At 36.5% G+C, this 16,277-nt stretch carries 17 protein-coding genes and 1 riboswitch; of the genes, 3 read left to right on the top strand and 14 right to left on the bottom strand.

Going from position 1 to position 16,277, the window contains the following annotated elements; translation table 11 throughout:
* The first annotated feature begins 286 nt into the window (after positions 1–286).
* The gene (locus LI951_RS00900) at positions 287–1,189 is read left to right on the top strand and encodes a hypothetical protein (protein ID WP_229440974.1); all 903 of its coding nucleotides are present in this window, start codon (positions 287–289) and stop codon (positions 1,187–1,189) included.
* Positions 1,190–1,275: 86 nt separating this feature from the next.
* On the opposite strand, the gene LI951_RS00895 is transcribed toward LI951_RS00900, so the two are convergent.
* The 4 genes from LI951_RS00895 to der all read right to left on the bottom strand — a co-directional run bounded on the left by LI951_RS00895 (position 1,276) and on the right by der (position 5,238).
* Positions 1,276–2,544, bottom strand: a complete 1,269-nt coding sequence (locus LI951_RS00895) for a hypothetical protein (RefSeq protein ID WP_229440973.1) — start codon at positions 2,542–2,544, stop codon at positions 1,276–1,278.
* Complete coding sequence (locus tag LI951_RS00890; protein WP_229440972.1) at positions 2,537–3,040, bottom strand: RNA polymerase sigma factor; 504 nt, start codon at positions 3,038–3,040, stop codon at positions 2,537–2,539. Before LI951_RS00890 ends, LI951_RS00895 begins: the two co-directional genes overlap by 8 nt.
* Positions 3,041–3,414: 374 nt before the next feature.
* On the bottom strand, positions 3,415–3,690 hold the full coding sequence (locus LI951_RS00885; RefSeq protein ID WP_069698339.1) for an HU family DNA-binding protein: 276 nt from the start codon (positions 3,688–3,690) through the stop codon (positions 3,415–3,417).
* Positions 3,691–3,927: 237 nt separating this feature from the next.
* On the bottom strand, positions 3,928–5,238 hold the full coding sequence (der, locus tag LI951_RS00880) for a ribosome biogenesis GTPase Der (RefSeq protein WP_202066185.1): 1,311 nt from the start codon (positions 5,236–5,238) through the stop codon (positions 3,928–3,930).
* Between the two features lie 635 nt (positions 5,239–5,873).
* Here der and LI951_RS00875 point away from each other — a divergent pair.
* Positions 5,874–6,320 (top strand): hypothetical protein, encoded by a 447-nt coding sequence (locus LI951_RS00875; RefSeq protein ID WP_229440971.1) that lies wholly within the window; start codon positions 5,874–5,876, stop codon positions 6,318–6,320.
* 55 nt (positions 6,321–6,375) lie between these two features.
* On the opposite strand, the gene rpsA is transcribed toward LI951_RS00875, so the two are convergent.
* The 5 genes from rpsA to LI951_RS00850 all read right to left on the bottom strand — a co-directional run bounded on the left by rpsA (position 6,376) and on the right by LI951_RS00850 (position 11,618).
* Positions 6,376–7,587 carry a 30S ribosomal protein S1 gene (gene rpsA, locus LI951_RS00870; protein ID WP_229440970.1) on the bottom strand — a complete coding sequence of 404 codons (1,212 nt, stop codon included), beginning with the start codon at positions 7,585–7,587 and terminating at the stop codon, positions 6,376–6,378.
* 118 nt (positions 7,588–7,705) lie between these two features.
* Complete coding sequence (gene cmk, locus LI951_RS00865; RefSeq protein ID WP_202066179.1) at positions 7,706–8,377, bottom strand: (d)CMP kinase; 672 nt, start codon at positions 8,375–8,377, stop codon at positions 7,706–7,708.
* A 152-nt stretch (positions 8,378–8,529) separates the two neighbouring features.
* The gene (locus LI951_RS00860) at positions 8,530–9,060 is read right to left on the bottom strand and encodes an SAG1386/EF1546 family surface-associated protein (RefSeq protein ID WP_202066177.1); all 531 of its coding nucleotides are present in this window, start codon (positions 9,058–9,060) and stop codon (positions 8,530–8,532) included.
* A gap of 73 nt (positions 9,061–9,133) precedes the next feature.
* Positions 9,134–10,576: a RecQ family ATP-dependent DNA helicase gene (locus tag LI951_RS00855; protein ID WP_229440969.1), complete on the bottom strand. Its 1,443-nt coding sequence runs from the start codon at positions 10,574–10,576 to the stop codon at positions 9,134–9,136.
* Complete coding sequence (locus LI951_RS00850) at positions 10,527–11,618, bottom strand: helix-turn-helix domain-containing protein (RefSeq protein WP_229440968.1); 1,092 nt, start codon at positions 11,616–11,618, stop codon at positions 10,527–10,529. Before LI951_RS00850 ends, LI951_RS00855 begins: the two co-directional genes overlap by 50 nt.
* A 43-nt stretch (positions 11,619–11,661) precedes the next feature.
* Here LI951_RS00850 and LI951_RS00845 point away from each other — a divergent pair, with 43 nt between their 5' ends.
* The gene (locus LI951_RS00845) at positions 11,662–11,886 is read left to right on the top strand and encodes a ferredoxin (protein ID WP_229440967.1); all 225 of its coding nucleotides are present in this window, start codon (positions 11,662–11,664) and stop codon (positions 11,884–11,886) included.
* A gap of 712 nt (positions 11,887–12,598) precedes the next feature.
* Here LI951_RS00845 and LI951_RS00840 read toward each other — a convergent pair.
* The 5 genes from LI951_RS00840 to LI951_RS00820 all read right to left on the bottom strand — a co-directional run bounded on the left by LI951_RS00840 (position 12,599) and on the right by LI951_RS00820 (position 16,264).
* Entirely contained in the window at positions 12,599–13,204 is a 606-nt protein-coding gene (locus LI951_RS00840) for an ECF transporter S component (RefSeq protein WP_229440966.1), read from the bottom strand.
* 179 nt (positions 13,205–13,383) lie between these two features.
* Positions 13,384–13,507: riboswitch (FMN riboswitch) on the bottom strand.
* 253 nt (positions 13,508–13,760) lie between these two features.
* Complete coding sequence (locus LI951_RS00835; RefSeq protein WP_202066155.1) at positions 13,761–14,477, bottom strand: pseudouridine synthase; 717 nt, start codon at positions 14,475–14,477, stop codon at positions 13,761–13,763.
* A 1-nt stretch (position 14,478) separates the two neighbouring features.
* Positions 14,479–15,096, bottom strand: a complete 618-nt coding sequence (scpB, locus tag LI951_RS00830; RefSeq protein ID WP_229440965.1) for an SMC-Scp complex subunit ScpB — start codon at positions 15,094–15,096, stop codon at positions 14,479–14,481.
* Positions 15,093–15,875, bottom strand: coding sequence for a segregation/condensation protein A (locus LI951_RS00825; protein ID WP_202066144.1), 783 nt, complete (start codon positions 15,873–15,875; stop codon positions 15,093–15,095). The genes scpB and LI951_RS00825 overlap by 4 nt, the downstream gene beginning before the upstream one ends.
* Before the next feature lie 23 nt (positions 15,876–15,898).
* Positions 15,899–16,264 carry an N-acetyltransferase gene (locus LI951_RS00820; RefSeq protein WP_202066143.1) on the bottom strand — a complete coding sequence of 122 codons (366 nt, stop codon included), beginning with the start codon at positions 16,262–16,264 and terminating at the stop codon, positions 15,899–15,901.
* Between the last annotated feature and the right edge of the window lie 13 nt (positions 16,265–16,277).

Raw genomic sequence — 16,277 nt, 5'->3', positions numbered from 1 at the left:
ACATTCTGTTGGAATGAATCACAGGAGGTGCATTTTGAATAACAAATAAATGAATAGATTGCAGCTATTGTGTTGACCAGTTTAAAGCTAAGTTAGGCTTCTAATTCAAGAAACGTGCAGCCAGCACAGGAGCAACTCGGAAGAAAACACCGATTTTATCCCTAACTGGAGTCAAGCTATTTGAAGTTGCTTGCTCTTGTCATTGACATCATTTGCAGACTATCTTTTATAGTAATTTATAATTTGATCAGAGCACTAGTATTATAACACGGAACGGGGAAAGAAAATGGATAATTTATTTGCGTTGGGAATTATTTGCAGTGCGTTTGCTACATGGTACTTTATTCGAAAAAAACCGAATAAACGATCGAGGAATATTTCTATCGGCATACTGATTATTTCTTTTATTTTATTGGGAATAACAGTTCCAAAAGAAAATGAATCTGTTGAGAAAAATCCAGATATATCCAGGAAAAATTCTACGATTATTTCGACAACCAGGTCAAGTTTATCTGAGCCAAAAATCCTTGAACTGGTCATTGAAAGCAGGCTGGAATCAGATGAAGAGGGTCTGATTTTAATAAGTGGTACAACAAAACCCAATGCAACTGTCAAAATTGGAACAATCAGTGAAATAACTTCTGATTCAGAAGGCTACTTTGAATATAATTATGCTCTCACAAACACTTCGAACACAAGTGTAAAAGTTTCTGTCGATAAAGATGGGATCGGCAACTATAGTTATGTTGATCTAATTGCATCAGGCCCCTTCATTTCAAAGAAAGCAGAAGAAATAAGAATTGCAGATGAAGAGGCTAAAAAAGCAGAAGAACTTGCAGCTCAGACAGCTGAAGCCTTTTCTGCGGTAGCTGCCGCAGAGGCAAATCTTACGAGAGAAAATTATGAGGCTGCGTTAGCTTCTGTGAATGGACTACCTGCGCACAATTCAGATTTGACAGCCAGACTAAATGCAATTGATGAAAATATTAGGAATCAGGAAGTTCAGGCAGCAGCCGAAATGCAGAAAGAAGAGGCTCTGCAGGAACAAACCAATGAACAAACCGTTTTAGTAACGAAAACCGGCGCACATTATCATACACGAAAATGCGGCAACGGAACATATACACCTGCTAGTCTGGAGGCAGCTCAAAGTATGGGGTTGACTCCTTGTTCAAAATGCTTTGGATAATAGAATAAAAAGAAAATGAAGCGAAAACAGTTTGTTCTCATCCCTACTGTACGCTTCATTTTTTATGAGTAATTATTACGCTATCCCTATAAATCGCTCCACAAAAAATTGTTCTCAATTTCAACACCTTCAAGTCCAACTCCTGAAATTATCTCATCGTCAATTAAGGATTCAAATTGATACGGCTGAATAACAATGGTTAAGGTACTGACAATCAGACCATTTTTCTCAACAATCGTTTTTGCTTCTTTAAGGCTGTCAATATATTTCGGATATGAGGCATAAAGCTCTTTTTCTTCCTCAGTTGAAGGATTATATACTTGAGGGAAGTAGACTTTTTCAATTTCGGTTCCCAACTCTTCCTGATCAATCAAATAACTCAGCATGGATAAATAATGCTGCTCCAACTTATCAGAATCCATGCTGATTCTGATATTATTTGACGGAAAAAGCTCCGGATATTTTTCATTCAGCTGCTCCAGTTGTTCTCTATGACTTACTGCGTCTTCCTGATTGAATATTCTCAAGTAGCTTTTACCAAAATTGAGTCCAAAATTAGAAGTACCTAGATAGGAATAATCAGTAGATAATATTCCAGCTCCCAGCACATACTCAAGCTCATTTTGTTTTACAAGCGACTGAACCTGATTCAATTCAACTTTTTTATAAGGTTCAAAATACAATTTGATTTTTAAATAGCTGCTTTTAGGCATACCATTGATTCGTTCTTTTAGTTCCGCTAAGTCAGGGTTTGGTTTACTGCCAAACATCTTTTCTGTTGAAATCCAGCTTGAAGGGAGAAAAGAATGATAGTATGAGGTTACCGGCTGGTAATCTATTTCATCTTTTTTAATTGTGATGGACTGCAGCTGATAGTTATTTCTGAAAACATCAACATACTGCCCATCTACTTGATAGGTACCAATTCCAGTCTGTTGAATATTAACACTTGTTAAATTAGGCCCATCCGGAGACAGACTATCCTTAATTCGTTCATACAATTCAAAATCACTATAGGTATTCTCACTTTGCCCCTTCAATGGATTGAAGTATAACTGGTTAAGCAGCGGTCCCCCTAAAAAGTATCCTCCCAACAGGATAAATAGAACAATTATTCCTGTAATTATCCCTTGCTTCAGCCATTTTTTTTGAATAACTTTTTGAATATGTTTAACATCTTCCGTCTCAAAAATCGGAATTTCTTTATTTTTCGGTAAATCTTCCAAAGAAAACAGGTAGTCCTGAATCGCTTCTGCTTTTTTCAACTCTTCCTCTACATATTGTTTTTCTTCTTCAGAAAGCTGACCATATTGATATTTTTCTAAAAGTATTTTAAAATTCTCATGTTCACCCATTTAGTATCCTCTCCTTTATCTTTTTGCGTCCTCTGTACAAGATTGTCTTTATTTGACTGCTGTTCATTCCAAAAAAGGCTTGGAGCTCCGTAACCGACATTTCTGAAAAGTAAAAATGAAAAATAACTTCGCGATAAGGAAACTCCAGACTGGCAATAATTGCCAACAGATTCTCTTTCTCAACTTTCTTTTCCAATGCTTCTTCAATTGATTCTGTCTGTAGTAAACTGTTTGTTTTATTATTAGAAAGAGATGTTAACCGCCATCTTTTCTTTTTTCGTTGAGAATCAATAAATTCGTTATAAATCACTCGAAGCAGCCAGAATTTTCTCTGGGAACTGTTGATCTTTTCAATATTCAAAAGATACTTGTACCAGGCGTTTCCAATTAAATCATCCGCCTGTTCTCTGTTTTTTGTCAGATGAAAAGCATAGCGAAAAAGCTCTTGCTGACAGCTTTTAAATTCCTTTGTAAAATCCCCGTCAAACCCATCCACCTTTTGACCCCCTTCACTCTAAATACGTCTCAGTGTTGAAATGGTTACAGAAAAAATGAATTTATTTTTTGAATCTGGAAAATCAGCTTCCTGCTGCAAATAAAAAAGTGATCAGCCGCTTCAGTACTGGTCACTTTTATTATCGATTAGTTGAAAACGCTTAAATTTATTGTAGCAAATAAAATAATAAACCAATAGATATCATTATGAAATTTAAGAATTAAATAACTAGTTATTTCAGGATAGAGAGAAAAAATTACTTAAATCATTTGGGTTATAAGCAGGGAATATTTTTCTAATCATTTTGTTCAGATACTGACTTTCCCCGGAAATAAATAAAGAACCCTTGAAAATCAAGGGTTCCCCGAACTGCTCTATTTAACAGCATCTTTCAACGCTTTACCTGGTTTGAACGCAGGTACTTTACTTGCAGCGATTTGGATTTCTTTACCAGTTTGTGGGTTGCGTCCTTTACGTGCAGCACGTTCGCGGACTTCAAAGTTACCAAAACCGATTAATTGAACTTTCTCACCTTTAGCAAGAGTTTCTTGGATTGTTGAAAATACAGCATCTACCGCTGCGGTTGCGTCTTTTTTTGTTAAGCCAGTTGAAGATGCAACATTTTCGATTAATTCTGCTTTGTTTGCCATGGATTATTTCACCTCCTCCATAAGGATAGGATATCTAAAATAGACATCAAATGTATTTTGACTTTGAGTGGTCCAAAGACAAAATATAAATATTGAATCGGATCAATATTCTGTTAACAAGATATCATAGGAAACTAGTAATAGCAAGGGATTTAACGCTATTTAAATAGTTTTTTTTGAAAAATCATCAAATATTCCAATATGTTTGAACATTTGATGACATTATGGTAAAATGCACTATTTTCGCCTTCTTGGGATAATTTTAATCGGTGTTCCTTCAAAAGTGAACGCATTTCGAATTTGATTCTCTAAAAAACGAGCATATGAAAAATGCATCAGTTCTTCTTCGTTTACAAAAATAACAAAAGTCGGCGGTTTAACCGCAACCTGAGTCGCATAAAAAATCTTCAATCTTTTGCCTTTGTCTGTTGGTGTTGGATTAATTGCTATCGCATCCATGATCACATCATTCAGTAAAGCTGATGGAATCCTCAGATTTTGATTCATACTGACTGTTTCAATCAGCTCCGGCAATTTGTTTAGCCGTTGTTTTGTAAGTGCTGAGACAAAAATAATCGGTGCGTAATCAAGATATTGGAACTCGTCACGAATTTCTTCTTCGAATTCACGCATTGTATTTGTTTCTTTCTTAACCGTATCCCATTTGTTGACAACAATCACAATGCCGCGACCAGCCTCATGTGCATAGCCTGCAACTTTTTTATCCTGTTCTCTAATTCCTTCTTCGGCATTCAGAACCATTAAAACAATATCTGACCGTTCAATTGCCCGCATTGCCCGCATCACACTGTATTTTTCAGTTGTCTCATACACTTTGCCGCGTTTACGCATACCTGCTGTGTCGATCATTAAAAATTTCTGACCATCTTCTGATTCAAAATACGTATCAATTGCATCTCGAGTTGTTCCTTCTATCTCTGAAACTATTACTCGATCTTCACCTAAAATTGCATTGATTAAAGAAGACTTTCCAACATTTGGACGTCCAATCAAACTGAATTTGATCAGCCCTTCTTCCTCTTCTTCCGTTTCCGTAGAGAAATGCTTCACTGCTTCATCTAAAACATCTCCGATTCCCAAGCCATGGCTGCCTGATACAGGAAACGGTTCCCCAAGTCCTAAAGCGTAAAACTCATAAATTTCTGCCCGCATTTCAGGGTTGTCAACTTTATTAACAGCTAAAATAACCGGCTTATTGCTTCTATATAATATCTTTGCCACCATTTCATCTGCATCTGTGACACTCTCACGACCACTGACGACTAAAATGATAACGTCTGCTTCATCGATCGCAATCTCAGCCTGATGCTTAATCTGCTCCATGAAAGGCTCATCACCTAAATCAATTCCACCAGTATCAATAATGCTGAATTCACGACCAAGCCATTCACCTTTTGCATAAATTCTATCTCTTGTCACTCCTGGAGTATCTTCTACAATTGAGATACGTTCACCAGCTATACGGTTAAAAATTGTCGATTTGCCGACATTAGGTCGACCAACAATTGCTATTGTAGGATTTGCCATATAAAACTACCTCCTTGACAGTTTTCAATCTTGTCTAGTTTACCTCATAATTCAATGATTATGCAAGAAAAACTCAAAGAACATGTCAGATTATGAATTGAAAGATTATAATCGTCAATAAATGCAAGAAATTTTTTTATATTTCTTCTGGTATAGAATACACTTATATATTTATGATCAAAAAAAAACTAATATTTTTTTAGTAAGTAAGTTACAGCTTCTTCCAATGGAAAAAGCTTAAAATTAATATTCCTGATGCCATTTCTGAAAGAAAGCAAATATCTCTATCTATTTCATCGATGATGCCACAGACATGATATAAAAGAAAGCTAATTTCACCACCAGCTTATTTTTTTACTGCACATTCTTTTGAATGCGAAAACATTCTAATTGAATGCTATGAATATCTTTAGTTTGTTTTCATTTTACATATTTTCATATATACTTTTTACCAATTTCCAAAAATTTATTTTACTAATTTGATTAATTTATCGTATTTTTAAAATAAATCCTTAATCAATAATACTTCTAATCAGTTTTAAAAAAAAGTCAGTTTTTTCTACTTGTTTGAAAACAGGTTGCTTTTTACTTATAATGATAGTATAAAAGAAACTTTAAGTAAGGGGGCGTTTTGTATGTATAATAATGATGAAAATTCAACCATGCCAGAAGGTCCTCTTTCTCTAGGTATAGAGGCGGTCTATTATTCTTCTGATATAGAAAAGACATTACATTGGTTTGATACATTTCTCGGCTGGCTGACAAAAGTGGAAAAAAGAGATGCATCTGGTTTAGCTGCTTACGGTTTAGCCTATACGATTCCCTTCCAGTATTTTTACGATAGGTCACAAAAATCGGTGAAAATCCATATATTTAAAGGAGAGCCAAGAAAAGAACTTGTCTCTATTATTCCTACGATAAAATTAGATAAACTAGTTGCATTTGTAAATAAAGCCTCTAACAATACGCCTTGTGTAATCAAACGTACTGATGATGGAATAAATTACGTGGAATTAACTACAGTGGATGGCTCAATTTTGACTTTTTATCAAAAATCATCCAAATCCAATTTTGATAGTTGACTAACAAAAAAGCTGCAGAAAACCAATCGGGTTTCCTGCAGCTTTTATTTCACTATTACTCGTCCTCTGTCTCCTGAGCTTTTAATTGATCACCAAGTATATCTCCCATGGTGAAGCCAGTATTTTCTTCAGGTAATTCATATTCCTGTACTTCTTTAGGCTCTTCCTGCATTTCAGGTTTCGCTTCTAATGCTTTAATACTCAAAGCTATACGATGCTCCTCTTCATTTACATCGAGCACCTTCACTTTAATTTCGTCACCTTCATGTAAAACTTCATGTGGTGTTGCAATGTGTTTGTGAGAAATTTGAGAAATATGAACAAGTCCTTCCACACCTGGGAATACTTCAACAAATCCGCCAAAGCTTGTCAAACGTTTTACAATTCCATCAAGAACAGCACCCACAGGAGCTTTTTCTTCAATATCTGTCCAAGGTCCAGACAGCGTTTCTTTGATGGATAATGAAATACGTTCTTCATCAGGAGTGATTGAAAGAATTTTAACTTTCACTTCGTCTCCTACATTCAGTACATCGCTTGGTTTATCAACATGATGATGAGCGATTTCTGAAACGTGAACCAGACCGTCAATTCCGCCTAAATCAACAAATGCACCAAAATCAGTTAATCTTGCAATTTTCCCGTCTACAACATCTCCGTCATGCAGATCAGCAAGAATTTCTTTTTTGTGTTCTTCCTTCTCTGCTTCAACTACAGCTTTATGAGATAGAATCAACCGATTCTCAGAAGGTTCAATTTCAATAATTTTGAATCTCATTGTTTTTCCTTTATATTCAGAAAAATCATCGACAAAATGATCTTCGACCATTGAAGCCGGTACGAATCCTCGTACCCCAACATCAACAACCAAGCCCCCTTTTACAACGTTTGTAATCGGTGCTTCAATAATTTTGCCTGCCTGGAAATCTGTTTCGATCTCTTCCCAAACTTTTTTTGCATCTAAACGGCGCTTAGACAATAGATAACTGCCGTTCTCTTTATCTTTGCCAATTGAAGTAATAACAACCAAGTCCAGAATATCATGTACTTTTACTAAATCATTGATATCCTCTACCTGAGAAGTAGAAAGTTCTTTCGCAGGTACAACACCTTCAACACCCGCTCCCTCAATTCCGACAATTACCTGTTTGTCTTCAATTGCAAGAACCTCGCCTTTAACGATATCCCCCACGTTAACTTCCTGAACGCTATTCATTGCGTCTTCCATTGTTTCATTGCTGTTTTCTACTAGATTATCTTCTGTCATGAATACTTATCCTCCTATGCCAACAAAAATTCGTAAAAAAAGTCTCGTTTCTCTAATATTAAGGGATTTGGAGGAAAAAATAAAGCGATTTCTCTTAAATAATCATATTTTATTGATTCTAATTCGCTTTTTCACGAATAATCGACTCAATTCGTTCAACTACCTGCGAAATTGACATTCCAGTTGTATCAATTCGTACTGCATCTGCCGCCTGAACCAGCGGAGAAACTTCTCTTGTTGAATCAATCTCATCTCGACGTTCGATTTCTTTTTTTAATGTCTCGAGATCTGTAGCAATCCCTTTTTCAACATTCTCTTTATATCGTCTTTGTGCTCGTTCTTCTGCACTGGCAACAAGAAATATTTTCACTTCAGCATGCGGCAGTACAGTTGTTCCGATATCCCGACCATCCATTACGATACCACCCTTTTTGCCAATGTCCTGTTGGAGCTCAACTAGTTTTTCACGAACTTCGCGGTGTGCTGAAACGACTGAAACGGAGTTGGTAACATCTGGCTGGCGAATCAAATCGGTCACATTTTGCTGATCAATAAAAACCAGCTGACCATTCTCCTCCTGCTTAAAGGAAATTGTGTGTGTTGAAAGCAATTCGCATAATTTAGTGCCGTTATCTATTGTTACATTGTTAATAAGAGCCAGATACGTCAGAGAGCGGTACATCGCCCCTGTGTCACAATAAATATAGTTTAATTTTTTTGCCAATATTTTTGCTACTGTACTTTTCCCTGATGATGCCGGACCATCAATTGCAATACTTATTTTTTTCATTTTTCTCTCCATTCCTGCCGACTGAAAAAAACATTCTTTATTATTTCAGACTTTTTTTAATATTATGCAGAAACAACCATTTCTGCTCAATCAACTGTTCATTTTTCTCTCAAAAAAACCGGGACAATAAAACCTTGTCCCAGTTTTTACTTTTATTGCACACGTAATGAATCACCGGGATGAATAATCGCATCTGCGCTTAATCCGTTCAGTTCCATTAATTGTTCAACAGTTATTCCGTTTCTCTCAGCAACCTGCTTAAATCCTTCTCCAGCAAATACCTCTGTATATAATGGTTCGACTGTATCAACAGTTGGCGTATCTGTTTGTTCGCCTTCACCTGAAGGTGCTGTACTTTCCGCCGGAGCCTCAGAAGATTGCACACTTGATTCTGCCGGAGGCGCTGTAGTCGTACTTTGTTCTGTTGATGACACTACTATGGAGGAGGAAGGTGTTGTTCCATTGCTGCTTGGTTTATCTCTTGCTACCCACCAATAAGTCCCTATAGGCAAAGCAATAATCAATAATAATAAGATAACCAAAATAGTTAAAAAGACGGTATTTCCTTTTCTATGCTGTCTCTTTTCAATTCTTGAATGCCCATTGTCTTCCTTAGTGTCATAAATCGATTGTTCCCAAGGTTCACGTGCTTCAGATTTCTTATATTTATCTTTTTTACTCACTCTATTTCCTCCTAAAATCATATCGTTTGCTATTATAACACAGCTTCCTCGGATCTGCTGAGATAAAGTTAAATTATTCATTAACTTTAAATAATCTTATTAATATTTCCTGCCATCCAGACTCAGTATTTGCAGGGGATTCAGACAATTTCTGATCATTTTCAGCAGTTGGAAATTCCAGTCCGCAGTTGTCACAGCAGCTATCTTTTCGACCGACTTTTCCTTTTTCAGAAAAGTAATCCATTACAAATATCCTTCTACAGTTTTTCGTCTGAATGTATTCAAGCATCTGATGGAGCTGATACTGTCTCTCTATTCTTTTTTCAATTAGTCGTTTTCTTAATTGATCAAATGTATATGAACCATTCAGATACCCTTCCAGCCATTTTTGTTGAATCTCACTTAATGAGTTGAAAAGTCCTTCAGAGAAATCCATTTCTGACTGAACAAGCCGTTGCAGTATTTTTAACTCCTCAGTTACTTCATTTTGAAAAAAATAATGAATAAATTCATCTCCATGCCTATATAAAAGAACAGCCTGACTTGACATTCCGTCTCTTCCGGCCCGACCAATTTCCTGAACATAATTTTCAAGACTTGCAGAACAATCATAATGAAGTATCAGCCGGATATCCGGTTTATCTATTCCCATTCCAAATGCATTGGTTGCACAAAGCAGCTGAATATCATTATCAACAAACTGCTGTTGGATTTTTCCTCTTTCAGCAGTTGAAAGTCCTCCATGATAAAATGCTGTTCTGATTCCCAACTTTTCATTTATCAAGCAGCTGATTCTCTCCGTCGTTTTTCTGGAGGTACAATAAATAATTCCGCTTTGGTTAAACTTATCCAGAAATTTAAAAAGTACAGCATCTTTATCTTCTGTTATCTCCACACTTAATGAAATATTATTTCTGTTTACCGAATAAAAATATTGTTGGATTTCTATATTTTCTTGAAACAAGTGCTGCCTGATTTCTTCTTTTACGCTGTCTGAAGCTGTTGCTGTTAATGCCAGAGTCAAAGGAAATCCTAAGATTTTTAACACGTCTTTTATTTTAACATATTCTGGTCTAAAATCCACTCCCCATTGAGACACACAATGTGCTTCATCAATTACAAAAAGAGCCAGCTTCATTTGTTTTAGTTTTTGCATTACCGATTCATTCATCAATGATTCCGGACTGATAAACAAATATTTGTAATCTGAGAGACGACCTGATACATGTTTCTTTTCGCTATATGATAGAGAGCTGTTAAAGGCAATCACTCTTCGTTCTCCTGATTTTTGTAATTGTCTCACCTGATCATCCATCAAGGAAATTAAAGGAGAAACAACAAGTACAGTTCCTTCAAGCATCCTTCCTGCAAACTGATAGCAGAGCGACTTTCCTGTACCTGTCGGTAGTACGGCAAAGGTGTTCTTTTGCTGCAACAGCGAAGAAATAATCTCCTCTTGGCCTTCTCTAAAGTTCGAAAACCCGAATTCCAGATTTAGTATTTTTTTTAAATCCATATCGATTCCCACGTTCTTTATGTAATGTTAAAATCTGAGCCATTCGATAGCTGAAGTAATCCAAATCAGGCAGTTCTTCTTTTACTGATGTGTAGCTCCATTCCTGACAAGCTGCAGGTAAAGCTTTAAAAAAATGAATATGTTGAATTGACAACAATTGTTCAAACGAATACATTGGATTCTGAATTGCCAGCTCCAGAAGATGATCATTTATTGTACTCTGCTTCATCTGACGTATTTCACAGATTTTTTCAGAAGAATTCCCGGAAAGCAATAACTTCTTTGTCTCCAGCATACTTTGATTATTGGCAGCTTCCACTTCATCAAGCACAACTTTTTTTAGCATGACGACCTTATCAGTTGATTCAATAACTCTAAAAAAGTGATGACAAGCATTTCTTCTTACTAATTTCGATTTAAAGGCAGGATATGAATCAACTACTTGCTGCTCAGCCTTCCCATTCCAGCGATAACCAGAAAATTGCAAAGCAAAAAATTGACTCTCTTCATTAGATAACTGATCAAATACCAGTAACAGCTCCTCTCTTACTCGGTTGCCAATTGTATTCCTGTCATTATTCTTGAGAAGCTGCTTCATTTTCCATTGATAATAGGGAGAGGATTCCAAAGGAGAATAAGTATTATTTTGATAAGAAAGATTAGAGGTTACCTGAACAAAAAATTGAATCAGCCGCCAGATTTTGTTATCGATTTTGCCATATCTGTAACTATTCAGCCATTGACTTTCTTTTTCTGCCTGCAAGCTGTATTTTTGTATACAATCTCTTCCTTTTTCAGTGATAACCGCTTCCAAATTTTCTTGTTGAAGGCTTAAAAATCCTTCTGCAACTAACTTTTGAAGAGTCGCTTGAAATTCTTCCTCTGTCAGTTCAGGAAACAGTTGAAAGAAAATTAAATTTTCATATAAAAATCCATTCATTAAAACAGAAATAGTTCGTTTCCCTTTTAAAAGATGAAAAAGGGTTGATATCTTTATCTTGTATCCCTGCTTGAATAAGGATAAAATGAATAGAGTTGTCATAGTGATCAGCCTCTCCAATAAATAAGATAGGATGTGTGATTCTTTGAAGTGTAGAATTATCCCCGATAAATGTATTGCCTGCGGACTTTGCCAAGTTTATGCTCCTTCTGTTTTTGATTATACAGAAGAAGGCATTGTTCTTTTTAAAAATGAGCCGCAGCAGCTTAAAATAAATGTTTCAAACACAGACCAGGCTACTCTGGACGCCGTGATCAAAGCTTACCGCAAATGTCCTGTTCGTGCAATAGAGATTGAAAAAAAAGACTGACATTTGTCCATATAATTTGCTTAATAGACTTACTTGTATTCATAGATTTAAGAAATTTGACAGTCTTTTTCTTCTTCATTAAATAAAGAGGACTCAATTAGAATTATTTTCAGCTAAATAATTATATTTCTATGCTTCGACCAACTGAGACCGCTGCTGAATAAGTAAATTACTGATAATTCTCTGCTGCTCATCACTATTTATTTCAAGCTCAATGGTTCGTTTTACTGACCATAGCTTCCAAATTCTGCATGATTTCCACCTTGAATTTCTTCAAAAGAATTGACTCAGGCAACTATTCTTTCGCTTCGGAAAATTTTTCCTGATTTAATACACTATCATTTATTTTATCAAAGTATTGCATACCCTCTTGCTAGCTTACCAATGAAGCACTAAACATTCATATCAAGATATTAGAATGTGTCCTCTATAGGCTTGAATCATACACTAATACGAAGATGCACATGCGGATTTAATCAAGATAAAATAACAATTAAAGAAGATAATGAATGCAAGATACGCCCTCCATCTATCATCTTTATAAAATCACTCATCAGTCCAAATTTATACGAAAAATTATCAATAACTTTCAGTATTCAGGATGAACGAATAGTATGGCTCATGACTGTTTGACAAAGTATCTAAAAAAACCTTCACTGCCCAAAAAAGCAGGAAGGTCTTTCTTTTACAATTTTTAATGGAGATGCTTCGCTTATTTTGCGGTTGTTTGATTGCCCAGCTGATTTTGCTTTCTGCTTAACCAAGGGAGTATCTTCACATAGAACAGCATAAACACACTGCTGATAATAACTCCTTTAATTAAGTTGAATGGAACAATTGCAGCAGCGATGTAGCTTTCCATTGATCTTCCCAAAAATTCCTGTGCACTTACTCCGTAAAGTCTCAAATACAATGGCGTAATCACAAAATAATTTGCTATGCTCATAAATACAGTCATCATCAGAATACCGGTTACAATTCCGGCTGCTTTGTTTACCAGCTTATGCGAGCCTTTATTGAAGAAATAATACATCGGCAACGTGAACATTGTAGAAGCCAGGAAGCTGGCAATATCTCCGACCATGTTCTGCGGTGACGGTCCTGTCATCAACAAATGCAGCATAGAACGAATAAGTGCTGTAACGATCCCAGCAAATGGACCGAATAAAAACATGCCCACCATCACCGGTATGTCACTGAAATCAATCTTTAAAAAAGGAACCGACGGCAACAATGGAAAATCAATAAATTGCAATGCTGCACCAAGAGCAGCTAACATTGCCACGCCAACCATTTTTTGTACCTTACTGTTTCTCATGAAATCCTCCTGACAAGGATCCATCTTCAAATGAACCATTCAAAAAGCGAACTTTCTTTAGATGTTCCGCATTTAAACATCCTCTTACAAATCTTTCAACTGCAGAAAAAAACTCTATTTTTCTGCAGGGAAAAATAGAGTTAGAGTCATCTTATCTGAAAGAAAGCTATTCAAATAAGCCCTATCTTCTTTATCCAGACTTTACTGTCGGTATTGGAATTACACCAATTCGGCTACTTGCAATAAGTAGGTCGTGGACTATAACCACCGGTCGGGAATTACACCCTGCCCCTGAAGACGAACCTTTATTTAATTTTTAATACATCCCAATTATACATCACTTCTGCAAAAAAGCAATAGTTTAGCATCTCACAATCACGACAAAAGCATGAAGAAATATTTTATGAAGCGATAGAAAGTACATGGGCCTTGATCATAAAATTTGCAATTGATACATAATAACCATCTATTTTTTTACTAACTATCCGCTATCAATAAAAGTGAATAGGAAACAGGCTGGCAAAATTCGAGCACAGATTAATTATTCATTGTGCTGCTATTTTGCCTCATTAAGCAGACTGCTGATTTCTTTTTTATTCAAACTGCGATATTCCCCAGGTCTAAGTCCCTGTAATGTCAGATTTCCAAATTTTTCTCTTTTTAATTTTTGCACCGGATAACCTACAGCCTGAAACATGTCTTTGACCTGATGATTTTTCCCTTCATGGATCGTCAGTTCAACAATACCGGTGTTTGTTTTCAAGTCCACTGACAGAATTTGAAAATCTGCCGGAGCCGTTCTGTAACCTTTAACGCGAACACCTTTTTTCAAAGGCTGCAAGTCATGTTTTTTAGGAAGTCCTTTTACCTTAGCCACATACACCTTATTTACTTCGTGGCTTGGATGAATCAGCTTTTGCGAAAATTCTCCGTCATTTGTTAAAAGAATGATCCCTGATGTATCATAATCTAAACGACCAACAGGATAAATTCGCTCTTTAACACTTGGGAAAAAATCCGTAACAACTTTTCTGCCCTTATCATCAGATACAGAGGAAATAACCCCTTTTGGTTTATAAAAAAGATAATAAACATTTTCTTCCTGATAAATCGGCACATCGTCTACCTCAATCAGATCATTTCTGCTGACTTTTGTTCCCAGCTCTTTAACAATTTTTCCGTTGACCTTTACTCTTCCCCGCTCAATATATTCTTCTGCTTTTCGGCGTGAAGCAATCCCGGCATGAGCAATTACTTTTTGCAGTCTTTCCATGTTATTCTTTCTCCTCACTCTCCGGCTCTTCTAGCATCTCTGTTTCAGCAAGTTCATTCTTGTATCGATCAAAAAAGAGATCCAAAGGCAGCTCTTCGTTAATTTCCTCTTCCATATCCTGAATATCTGGAAGTTCATCCAAAGTTTTCAATCCAAAATAATCCATAAAATAATCAGTCGTACCATATAATATTGCCCGACCAGGCCCATCAACCCGACCTTTTTCCACTATTAACTGTTTAGCAGCCAGCTTTTGAATAGAGCCGGCAGACTGCACTCCACGAATTTCGTCCACTTCAACTCTTGAAATAGGCTGCTTATAAGCAATGATTGACAGTGTCTCCAACGCTGCCTGGGAAAGATTATTGGCGATTGGCGATTGAGCATATTTTTTCAGCAAAGGAGCATATTTTTTCTTTGTAGAAAGAACAAACTGATTCCCCACTTCTAATATATTTAATGCCGAACACTTATCCTGTTCATATCTTTTCATCAATTCAGATACAATTTCAAATGTTTTTGCAGTAGGTAGATTTAATAGATATGCCAGCTCTTCCAAGCTGATCCCCTCATCCCCCACTACAAAAAGAACTGCTTCGACTTGACTCATCATCGTCACGTTGTTTCCTCCAAATCATTTGTTGTTTCATTGTTGCTCTGAGCATTATACAGAAAAATCGAACCATAATTTGACTCCTGTTCAACGCGGACCAGATGTTTTTTCATCAACTCGAGTAAAGCCATAAACGTTGTTACAATTTCCTGTTTAGAATAGCTTTCAAAAAAAGAATCCAGCTCGACCGGCTCATTTGAATGCAGCGACCCGATCTTTTCTGTCAGCTCCGCAAGTTTCATCTCAATCGAAACATCCTCACCTGTCACAGTTGTCTGAACCGGCTGACGTTTTTTCCTTTTTTCAAGCATGGAATGAAAAGCCAAAAATAAATCAATGGTATTTAGTTGATTCGGTTTAAGCAATGGCTGTACTTCCCTGTATTCTTCAATATCCATCGGTTCCTTTGTATAGTACAAGCTGCGTTCCGCTTCTTTTTCATGAAGTAATCCGGCAGCATACTTAAATTTTCGGTATTCAAGAAGCTGAGTAACCAGAGCTTCTCTCGGATCTTCTCCTTCGAGTTCTTCTTCATCAGTGACTTCCAGTTCTTGTTTCGGCAGCAGCATTTTACTTTTAATCGCCATCAATGTAGCAGCCATAACAAGATATTCTCCGGCAATTTCCAGCTCCAGCGACTGCATGGCATGTATATAGCCCATATACTGTTCTGTTACAGCAGTAATTGGGATATCATAGATATCGATCTCCAGCTTTTTGATTAAGTGAAGCAATAAATCCAGCGGGCCTTCAAAGATATCTAATTTTATATTGATTTCCTGCAAAATATATCCAACTTTCTACTTTATCAATTCCCTTGTTTCTGCTTCCATTTATCCAGGTATGCCACAGTGGCATTTGTTCCGCTAATCATACAATCGCTGTAATTTTCCTGAAGCTCATTTAATAAAAGAAACCCTGCCCCTTCTCCACGTAAAGACGGATTTATACTTATATCATGAAGCACCAGCATTCTTGCAGACTCCTGTTCGATTCCCAGAAGCCCCTGAATATTTTTCTCCTGAGTAGGAATCCACAGCAGCAAACTCAGATTATTGCTTTGCTCATAAATTTCTATTTCATTCAGCAGCGAATGATACTTTTCCATTTTATCATGAAAACTCAGCAGCCCTGCTGCAATCTTTTGATGTTCCTTTCGATAAGGGATCAACATAGGTGTTTCGCCT

Origin of the sequence: Enterococcus sp. BWT-B8 (genome assembly GCF_020567625.1) — a bacterium.
Taxonomy (GTDB): domain Bacteria; phylum Bacillota; class Bacilli; order Lactobacillales; family Enterococcaceae; genus Enterococcus_L.
This window is presented reverse-complemented; position numbering and strand designations above follow the sequence as displayed.

Bases quoted from the DNA above. Each gene is read 5' to 3' on its own strand.
- LI951_RS00900 (WP_229440974.1), top strand. From the start codon at position 287: ATGGATAATTTATTTGCGTTGGGAATTATTTGCAGTGCGTTTGCTACA.
- LI951_RS00895 (WP_229440973.1), bottom strand. From the start codon at position 2,544: ATGGGTGAACATGAGAATTTTAAAATACTTTTAGAAAAATATCAATAT.
- LI951_RS00885 (WP_069698339.1), bottom strand. From the start codon at position 3,690: ATGGCAAACAAAGCAGAATTAATCGAAAATGTTGCATCTTCAACTGGC.
- der (WP_202066185.1), bottom strand. From the start codon at position 5,238: ATGGCAAATCCTACAATAGCAATTGTTGGTCGACCTAATGTCGGCAAA.
- LI951_RS00875 (WP_229440971.1), top strand. From the start codon at position 5,874: ATGTATAATAATGATGAAAATTCAACCATGCCAGAAGGTCCTCTTTCT.
- rpsA (WP_229440970.1), bottom strand. From the start codon at position 7,587: ATGACAGAAGATAATCTAGTAGAAAACAGCAATGAAACAATGGAAGAC.
- cmk (WP_202066179.1), bottom strand. From the start codon at position 8,377: ATGAAAAAAATAAGTATTGCAATTGATGGTCCGGCATCATCAGGGAAA.
- LI951_RS00855 (WP_229440969.1), bottom strand. From the start codon at position 10,576: ATGGATTTAAAAAAAATACTAAATCTGGAATTCGGGTTTTCGAACTTT.
- LI951_RS00850 (WP_229440968.1), bottom strand. From the start codon at position 11,618: ATGACAACTCTATTCATTTTATCCTTATTCAAGCAGGGATACAAGATA.
- LI951_RS00840 (WP_229440966.1), bottom strand. From the start codon at position 13,204: ATGAGAAACAGTAAGGTACAAAAAATGGTTGGCGTGGCAATGTTAGCT.
- LI951_RS00835 (WP_202066155.1), bottom strand. From the start codon at position 14,477: ATGGAAAGACTGCAAAAAGTAATTGCTCATGCCGGGATTGCTTCACGC.
- LI951_RS00820 (WP_202066143.1), bottom strand. From the start codon at position 16,264: ATGTTGATCCCTTATCGAAAGGAACATCAAAAGATTGCAGCAGGGCTG.